General features: G+C 73.9%; 6 protein-coding genes. 1 reads left to right on the top strand and 5 read right to left on the bottom strand.

All coding sequences use genetic code 11. The annotated features are described in order from the left end of the window. Positions 1 to 98: 98 nt before the first annotated feature. From ACLQ2R_RS30740 to ACLQ2R_RS30720, 5 genes are all read right to left on the bottom strand, one after another. Entirely contained in the window at positions 99 to 1,583 is a 1,485-nt protein-coding gene (locus tag ACLQ2R_RS30740) for a glycoside hydrolase family 130 protein (protein WP_425964514.1), read from the bottom strand. Continuing rightward, positions 1,580 to 2,968 carry a glycosyltransferase gene (locus ACLQ2R_RS30735; RefSeq protein ID WP_425964513.1) on the bottom strand — a complete coding sequence of 463 codons (1,389 nt, stop codon included), beginning with the start codon at positions 2,966 to 2,968 and terminating at the stop codon, positions 1,580 to 1,582. The genes ACLQ2R_RS30740 and ACLQ2R_RS30735 overlap by 4 nt, the downstream gene beginning before the upstream one ends. Continuing rightward, positions 2,965 to 4,104: a glycosyltransferase gene (locus ACLQ2R_RS30730; protein ID WP_425964511.1), complete on the bottom strand. Its 1,140-nt coding sequence runs from the start codon at positions 4,102 to 4,104 to the stop codon at positions 2,965 to 2,967. The genes ACLQ2R_RS30735 and ACLQ2R_RS30730 overlap by 4 nt, the downstream gene beginning before the upstream one ends. Before the next feature lie 118 nt (positions 4,105 to 4,222). Further along, positions 4,223 to 5,299 (bottom strand): glycosyltransferase family 4 protein, encoded by a 1,077-nt coding sequence (locus ACLQ2R_RS30725; protein WP_425964509.1) that lies wholly within the window; start codon positions 5,297 to 5,299, stop codon positions 4,223 to 4,225. A gap of 35 nt (positions 5,300 to 5,334) precedes the next feature. Continuing rightward, positions 5,335 to 5,586 (bottom strand): hypothetical protein, encoded by a 252-nt coding sequence (locus tag ACLQ2R_RS30720; RefSeq protein WP_425964507.1) that lies wholly within the window; start codon positions 5,584 to 5,586, stop codon positions 5,335 to 5,337. A gap of 310 nt (positions 5,587 to 5,896) precedes the next feature. On the opposite strand from ACLQ2R_RS30720, the gene ACLQ2R_RS30715 reads away from it, so the two are divergent. Next, positions 5,897 to 7,081: an esterase-like activity of phytase family protein gene (locus ACLQ2R_RS30715; protein ID WP_425964505.1), complete on the top strand. Its 1,185-nt coding sequence runs from the start codon at positions 5,897 to 5,899 to the stop codon at positions 7,079 to 7,081. The last annotated feature ends 220 nt before the right edge of the window (positions 7,082 to 7,301 follow it).

Here is a 7,301-nt window from a genome sequence, read left to right as displayed (position 1 = left end):
ACGGGCCCCCCCCCCCCCCCCCCCCCCCCCCCCCCCCCCCCCCCCCCCCCCCCCCCCCCCCCCCCGCGGGCCCCCCCCCCCCCCCCCCCCCCCCCGCCTCAGAGGTCTCCGGGCAGGGGGCGCATCGCCTCCAGGAGCGAGGCCAGGGGGACGTGGGCGAACCCGATCCGGGCGTCGCTCGCCCCGTACGGCAGCCACAGGGCGTCCGCGTGCAGCATCCCGCCGCAGGAGTACACCACGTTGGGCACGTACCCCTCCCGCTCGTTCTCGCCCGGGGTGAGCAGCGTGCCCGGCAGTTCGGCGACGACGCGGTGCGGCTCGTCCAGGTCGAGCAGGAGCGCGCCGATGGCGTAGCGGCGCATCGGGCCGACCCCGTGGGTCAGGACCAGCCAGCCGGCCTCGGTCTCCAGCGGGGAACCGCAGTTGCCCACCTGGATCAGCTCCCAGCTCTGGCGGGGGGAGTGCAGCGGGATCGGCCGCCGCCACCTGCTCTGCTCGTCGAGGGAGGTCAGGCCGACGGTCTCGCCGTCGGAACGGCACAGCGCCAGCCGCTGCCCGCCCACCGGGCGCGGGAACAGCGCCACCCCCTTGTTGGCGGCGCCGGGCCCGCGTAGCGGGGTCACCTCGAAGCTGCGCAGGTCGTCGCTGACCAGGAGCTGCGAGCGGATGTGCCGCCCGTCGTAGGCGGTGTAGGTGGCGCGGTACGAGGCCGTGCCGTCCTCCTCGACGACCCTCACGAAACGGGCGTCCTCCATCCCGTTGCTCTCGGCGGAGCTGGCCGGCCACAGCACCCGCCGCTCCACGGGCACGTCCTCGGGGAAGGTGACCGCGTAGTCGGAGGCGGTCGCCCGGCGCATCTCCTCCAGCATCCCCTGGGTGGTGGTACGGGCCAGCAGGTCCGCGGGAAGCCCCATGATCGCCCGTTCGAAGTCGTCGTCGCCGAACAGGTCCGGCAGCGATCCCAGGACGGTCGCGGAGACCTCGTTGTCCCGGTCCTCGTCGGCGAGGGCCGCGGCGAGCAGGTCGCGCCGGTGCGGGGTGGGACGCCGGGAGCCCAGGATCAGCGGCCCCGAGCGGTCGGCCACGGTCAGGGCCGCGCCGGGACCGAGCAGCACCGTGGCGAAGCCGATGGACGACAGGTGGCCCTCGCCGATCTGCCGCGTGCTGATCACCGCCCGTAGCTGCCCGGGGAGCAGGCCCGACTGGTCGGGGTGGACCACCATCGAGGGATTGCACAGCGCGGCGCCCTCCACGGCGTACTCGTGGCTGAAGTAGGCGCCGACGAGCAGGCGGGTGGCCGGTCCCAGCTCGACGTCACCGGGGACGCGGTGGCGGACCAGGTCGTAGTGGTGCAGGAAGGTCGCCTCCAGGTCGGCGTGCCGGTCGCCGAACCGCCGCAGCGTCTCCCGTAGCAGCGCGGCGGTCTCCTCGGGGCCCAGCAGCGCGACGCGGTCGATCAGGGTCGCGGCACGGCTGCGCACCAGGGCCGCGTCCTCACCGGGGACGAACAGCTTGACGACCACCCTGCGAGGGTCGGGCGCGAGGGTCGGGCCGAGCCGGGTGGCCAGGTCCCGGACGGTCACGACGCGCCGGCCCGTCCGGGAGGCGGCTCACCGGCGAGCCCGGCGAGCCCGGTGCGCGCGGCACGCCCGGGGCGTCCGGGCCGTCCGGGGTCCTCGGGGCCCGGCGCGGGCTCACCGCGCCGGGGCCGCCCGCCCTGCCGGGGGAACCCGGCCTCCGGCGGCCGGTCGGCCTCGGGCGGGTGCTCGGTCCCGGGGGAGTGCCCGGCCTCGCGCAGGCGTTCGGCGTGCTGCATCGTGGAGATCAGCGCGATGGTCGACTCCGCGCCCTGGTTCAGGTTGGGGCCGTACGGGGTCAGGCCGTCGTAGCCGCCGCCGGTCGCGGGGTCCCACATCACCGCGCCGCGGTCGTTGGCGCCCCGGAACCACGCCACGGCCCGCCACACGCCCGCCCGCCAGGCGGGGTCGCCGGTGACGTCGCCCGCCGTGGCGAAGGCGTCGGCGAGCGCGGCGAGCTCGATCGGCTGCTGGTCGTAGCGGTCCCTGGGGCCGTGCCGCCGCCATCCGGTCACCGGGACCACCGAGAAGCGGCCCGCCGTGGTCTGCGTCTCACCGAGCCAGGCCAGCATCCGCAGGCCGGCGGCGAGCGTCCGGCCGTCGCCCAGGAGGTGGCCGGCGCTGACGAGCACCTCGGCCAGGGCCGCGTTGGCGTAGGTCAGCTCCGGCTGGGGCCACGGCCAGGCCGGGTCGCCAGGGGTGCCAGGGGTGCCTGAGGCGCCGGGATCTTCGGGGGGAAGGCCGACCGCGAGGGCGGCGTCGGCCAGCAGGGCCGTCGCCGGGCCGTCGCCTGGCCGGACGCGCAGCACCTCGGCCGCGCCCAGTCCGGCGAACACCATGGCCCGCGGGTGCGAGGACCGCCGGGACGCGCCGAGCGTGAAGGTGATCAAGGCCTCGTCGCGGATCCACGCGGCGGGGTTGCGGGCGGCGGCGGTGCCCAGTCCCCACAGCGCCCGTCCCCACCAGTCGCCCAGTCCGGGCTCGTCACTCCAGCGCCGGTCGTGCGAGAGCCGGTTGCGGAACGCGCCGGTGTCGTCCTGCGCGTGGGTGAGGAAGGCCAGGTAGCACTCGGCGAGCCGGTGCACCCCGGGGGAGGGCGCGCGCTCGCGGCTGGTGACGACGAGCCCGCGGGCCACGTCGTCGGTGCAGTAGCCGTGCTGGCGGCGGACGACGGCGTTTCGGGCGTGCTCGAACAGGCCGGTGTCGTCGCTGAGCCGCTCCAGGTGCCGGAAGTCGGGACCGGCGACCGGGGGAGAGGACGTCGCGGAGGGGGGCGGGGGCGCCGCGGGTGTCACAGGGGAGGCGGCTTCGGGCGTGGCGGGACGCCCGGCGGCGTCCGGGGCGAGGGGTGCCTCGGAGGTGCCGGGGGGGACGGGGGGAGCGGGGGTCACGGCAGCGCCACCGCCGCGGCGGCCGGTCGTTCGAAGAGCAGGCTCCGGGCGAGGTTCTCGTACCGGGCCGCCACGGCGGGCCAGAGCAGGGTCGGCGCCAGGACGCGCGCCCGGTTCCTGAGCTCCTCGGCCAGGCCCGGCTCGGTCAGGATCCGGCGCACCGCCGCGGCGAGCGCCACCGGGTCCTCGTGCGGCACGAGCAGGCCGGGACCGTCGCCGAGCAGCTCCACCGCGTGCGGGAAGGACGTGGCGACGATCGGCACGCCGGCCGCCACCGCCTCGATGAGCACCCCGGAGGTGACCTGCTCCTGCGAGTCGTACGGCAGCACGATCACGTCGGCCGAGCGGATCAGCCGGATCAGCGTGGTCTGGTCGCGGTAGACCGGGTCGTACCGCACGGCCTCCGACACGCCCAGCCGCTCGCCCAGCTCCTCCAGCCCGTCGCGGTAGGCCTCGCCGTACTGCTCCAGCACCTTGGGATGGGTCCTGCCCGCCACCGTGTACGTCGGCGAGGGCGAGAGGTCGCCCAGCATCGACAGCGCCCGCAGCGCCCACTCGATGCCCTTGCCGGGGCCGATCAGCCCCCAGGTGAGCAGGTGCGGGCGCGGCCGGCGCACGGCCAGGACGTGCATGTGCTCGGCGGCCCCGTGCGGGATCACCGAGACCTTGCGCGCGTCCACGTGGTAGCCGCCCAGCAGCCGGTCACGGGCGGTGCCGGTCATCGTGACCACCGCGCCCGCGGCGTCCACGACCTCCTCCAGCAGGCTTCGCTGGCGCGGGGTCGGACGGGTCAGGACGGTGTGCAGGACCACGATGCTGGGCACGGACAGGGCGCGCAGCAGCGGCAGCACGTCCTGGCCGTCCCGGCCGGGGTAGATGCCGTACTCGTGCTGGACGACCGCGACGTCGAAACGTTCCAGGGCGGAGGTCGCCGCCCGCCAGCCCTCGTCCTGGCCGGGTCTCCAGGTGTGCACGACCCCGGGCGCGGGGCGCGCGTCGTCGGAGTCGGTGACGACGCGGACGATCCCGCCCCGGGAGCCGTTCCCGCCCATGTGGGCGGCCAGCGCCGAGTTGAAGGTGGCCAGCCCACACTGGGTGGGCGGATGGGTGCTGAGAAAACCATAGGTGCGGACCAACTGTCATACCTCCGGTCATCGGCCGCTCCGGATCGCGGACGCGGCCTCACGCGGTGGAGACGTCCATCGGCCGGCGTGATGACGGATGGAGTTCGAAGCCCGATGCCGAGGGCCGTCCTCACGGGGCCCGGCTGCCGCGATCCCACGTCGATGGCGGGCTCTGCGTCACTTCGACTGTATCCATGCCCTGTTTGCGGCCCAGCATGCTGCGATATACCTGTAAATAGTCGTCCACCATCCGGTCAACGCCGAACCTGCGTTCGGCCTGGGAACGGCAACCCGCCCGGTCGATCGCGCCGACGCGCGCCACCGCGGCGACCGCCTCCTCGACGCCGTCGGCCAGCAGGCCCGTCACCCCGTGGTCCACCACCTCCGGCATCGACCCGCGCCGGTAGGCGACGACGGGGGTGCCGCAGGCCATCGCCTCGACCACCGACAGGCCGAAGGGCTCGTCGAACGCGATGGGGTGCAGCAGCGCCGCGCTGCCCCCCAGGACCTCCGCCCGCCGTTCCGGCCCGACCGAGCCGAGGAACCTCACCCGCTCGCCGTCGACGTGCGGGGCGACCTCCTCGTCGAAGTAGCGCCGGTCCTGGACGATCCCGCAGATGGTCAGCGGCAGACCGGCCCTGCGGGCGATCTCGATCGCGGTCGCGGTGCCCTTGTCGGGGTGGACGCGGCCGAGGACGACCAGGCCGGGACCGCCGCGCGGGTCGAACGGCAGCAGCGTGAGATCCACGCCGTGGTGGACGGTGGCGACGTAGTCCAGCTCGGCGGAGCGGTCGGAGCCGGAGATGGAGACGTACGCCGACCGGGCACGGGCGTAGGCGGGCAGGATGCCCGCCCCGGAGAAGCCGTGGACGGTGGTGAGCATCGGGGCGCGGCAGTGCGCGGCGAAGGCCAGCGGCAGCCAGTCGAGGTGGTTGTGCACGAGGTCGAACTCGCCGGAGCGGCCCAGCGCGTGCGCGACGTGCATGGCCTCCCAGACCCTCCCGTCCATCGACGGGTCCTCGGCGTATCCGGCCGGGCAGACCCCGTCGAGCGACGCGGAGGTGATCGAGTCCAGGGTGGCGAAGAGCGTCACGTCGACGCCCCGGGCGACCAGCCCCTCGGCGAGCAGGCCCGTGACCAGCTCCCAGGGGCCGTAGTGCCGGGGCGGCGTGCGCCAGGCGACCGGCCCGAGCAGGGCCACTCTCATGGGGGCGTCCGTCCGGCCGGGACCTTCCTCCGGGGTCAAACGCTCACCCCCCGGCCGGACTGGTAGGGGCAGAGCCAGGCGAAGACCACGCTGCCGAAGTTCACCAGCATGGTGTGGGGGGAGCGGCCGGCCGTCTCGGTGACCTGGAGCCGGGTCACCGCGCCGTCCCGCATCCAGCCCGCCACCTCGTCCTCGGTGGGCCGGTGGTCGTGCAGGCGCAGCATCAGGTCGTGGGACTGCCCGGCGATCCGCAGGTGCAGCTCGCATACGGGTTCGGTGTCCGCCATGATTCGCCGTCCAAGTGGAGTAGACCCGGCGGAGTTGTCGGCGTCCCTTTCGAGGGTACTCCCCGCCCGGCCGGGGCCCGGGGACCGCGCCGCGAGGTCTCGCCCCGGGAGTCCAGGCCGACCTGCTTTGAAGGTCATTGTCGGGGTCCGCGATTCCATGCCGGAAAAGACGTGAAAAATGCCCGGCGTCGCGTGGCATTAAGTGGACAACGCCATTCCGAATACCGATTCCGGTGGATGTTTCCCGTGATCCGCGGTCTCATATTCCAGCCAGCCCTCTAGGGATGATTTCTGGGATGAGGAAAGTCATATGGCCAATTCGCGCAGAATGACGGCGATCGCCGTCGCGCTCATGACGGCGGTCGGCTTCGCGGCCGTCGGTACGCAGTCGTCGACGGCCGCGACGGCCGCTTCCACGGGGACGACGGCGGCGGCACCCGCCAGGGAGTTCCGGATCACCCGTTTCCTCGGTGAGCAGCGCCTGCCGCACAAGATGCGGTTCTCCGGGACCACCGTCGGCGGCCTGTCCGGGATCGACCGCGACCCGCGCACCGGGACGTGGTACTTCATCTCCGACGACCGGTGGCGCTACAACCCGGCCCGCTTCTACACCGGCCGCCTGGCCATCGACCCGGCCACCGGCGCGTTCACCGGGGTGAACCTCACCGGGGTCACCACCCTGCAGCGCCCCGGCGGGGGCACCTACCCGGCCTACGGCCGTCCCCGCTCCGCCGACCCCGAGACGATCCGCTACGACCGGTGGAGCCGACGGCTGATCTGGGCGCACGAGGGCGACCGGCCGGACGAGGCGAACCCGGCCGTTCCGGTCTCCGACCAGTTCGTCCGCTGGACCGACTCCCGGGGCCGCCACCGCGGCGAGCTGGCCATGCCCCGCAATCTGAAGATGACCGCCACCACCAACGGCCCCCGGCGCAACTTCGGGTTCGAGGGCCTGACCACCACCGAGAGCTCCATCGTCGCCGTCGCCGAGGGGCCGCGCTTCGAGGACGGCCCGCTGCCCACCGTCCAGCGCGGGGCCGCGACCCGCATCACCGTGTGGAGCCGTGACGGCCGGCCGCGCGCGCAGTACGCCTACCCGATCGACCGGCTGCCCGCCGCGCCGGTCCCGGCGACCGGCAAGTCCGACAGCGGCGTGTCCGAGATCCTGGCGATCGACGACCGCCGCTACCTCGCCCTGGAGCGTTCCTGGATCGAGGGCGTCGGCTACAAGGTCAAGCTGTACGAGGTCGACCTGGGTGGCGCCACGAACGTGCTGAACAGGGACAGCCTGGTCGGCGGCCGCCCCTACCGTCCGGTCGTCAAGCGCCTGGTCTCCGACCTCAGCACGGTACGGCCGCCCGTGCAGAACCTGGAGGGCATGTCCTGGGGTCCGCGCCTGCGCACCGGCGAGTGCACGCTGGTGGTCGGCGCCGACGACAACTTCGACCGGCAGGAGGCCAACCAGTTCATGGCCTTCGCCGCCCGGGGCTGCTGAGGCTTCCGCTTTCTCACGGTTCGACGCGCCCGGTCCCTGTCCACGGGGGCCGGGCGCGTCGGCGTGGGACGCGGCACGCGCGCGTTCCGGTCGGCGGGGACTCCAGCCGGGAGGGGGTCGTGCGACGAGCATTCGCCTGCATTTTCCCGCAAAGTAGTCTAAGGCTAGATAAATAGGACGTTTGTTGCGAAGGCGATTATGTATGCAATAGACGATCAAA

Source organism: Streptosporangium sp. DT93 (assembly GCF_049844535.1).
In the GTDB taxonomy this organism is placed as follows: Bacteria; Actinomycetota; Actinomycetes; order Streptosporangiales; family Streptosporangiaceae; genus Streptosporangium.
Note: the sequence above shows the minus strand (reverse complement) of the source record. Positions and strands in the feature narration are given on the sequence as shown.